Origin of the sequence: Streptomyces aurantiacus (assembly GCF_001418335.1) — a bacterium.
In the GTDB taxonomy this organism is placed as follows: Bacteria; Actinomycetota; Actinomycetes; order Streptomycetales; family Streptomycetaceae; genus Streptomyces; species Streptomyces aurantiacus.
This window is the reverse complement of the sequence record NZ_LIPP01000519.1, coordinates 1-1,178: the sequence shown is the minus strand read 5'-3', so window position 1 is coordinate 1,178 and position 1,178 is coordinate 1. Positions and strand designations below refer to the sequence as shown.

Below are 1,178 nucleotides of genomic sequence, written 5' to 3'. Positions count from 1 at the left end.
CGGTTCCCGGGGGGCGGGGGACGCGACGGGCGGTCGTCGGATCCGGCTGCCCACGGGATACGAGATGCATCCGTGGGCGGACCTGCGTCCGGCGGGCGAAGGGCCCGCGAGCGGAAAGAAGTTGTGGCACCAGAGCCCGGGGAGTGCGGGATGACCATCCTTTGCGTACGTTTCCAGCTGCCGCCGATGTACGAGGCCGCCCTGCCCGGGCTCCTCGGTACGTTGGAGGAGTTCACCCCCGTCGTCGAGGCGCTGCCGCCCGACGGGGCGTTGGTGGATCTGCGGGGCGCCGAGCGGTACTTCCGCCGGGACGTCGTGGAACTGGCCTCGCTGATACGGGTACGGGCGCTCGCCTGGCACGGCGTCGACTGCGCGATCGGGGCCGGGCCGGGCCCGATGTTCGCGCGGATGGCCCTGCGGGAGGCCGCCACCGGGGAGACCCGGGTGGTTCCCGAAGAGCCCGGCGCCCGCACGGAGTTCCTGGCGGAGCGGTCCGTGCGGGCGCTACCCGGCGTCGGCACCGCCACCGCCCGCACCCTGTGCGAGTACGGCCTGGACAGCATCGGCAAGGTGGCCGCCGCGCCGCTGTCCACGCTGCAACGGCTCACCGGCGCCCGCCTGGGCCGCGAACTGCACGAGAAGGCGCTGGGCATCGACCGCGGCCGGGTCGTACCGAACGCCGTCTCCCGGTCACTCGCCACCGAACGGCCCTTCCAGCGCGACGAGTTGGACCCCGCGCGGCATCGGCGCGCGCTGCTCTCCGCCGCCGGGGAGCTGGGCGCACGGCTGCGCTCCCTGGAGAAGGTGTGCCGCACGCTCACCATGACCGTCCGTTACGCCGACTGCTCCGCGACGACCCGCAGCCGTACGCTCCCCGAGCCGACCGCCCACACCTCGGCGCTCACCGATGCCACGTACCGCATGTACGAGGCGCTCGGTCTGCAGCGGGCCCGGGTCCGCGGCATCGTTCTGCGGGCCGAGGGCCTCGACCCCGCCGAACAGGCTTCCTACCAGCTCACCTTCGATCCGGTGGACGAGAAGGCGCGCCGCATCGAGGAGGTGACGGACCGGGTCCGGGCGAAGTTCGGGCCGGGGGCGGTGATGCCGGGCGTGCTTGCGGCGTAGCGCTCCGCGAGGGGGCCGGGGGGACTCGGGTCGTGTGATGGCTGCGGGCCGGT

At 73.9% G+C, this 1,178-nt stretch carries 1 protein-coding gene; it reads left to right on the top strand.

Annotation, left to right across the window (positions count from 1 at the left end; all coding sequences use genetic code 11):
- Positions 1 to 150: 150 nt before the first annotated feature.
- On the top strand, positions 151 to 1,125 hold the full coding sequence (locus tag AOK01_RS39825; RefSeq protein WP_055520501.1) for a DNA polymerase Y family protein: 975 nt from the start codon (positions 151 to 153) through the stop codon (positions 1,123 to 1,125).
- The last annotated feature ends 53 nt before the right edge of the window (positions 1,126 to 1,178 follow it).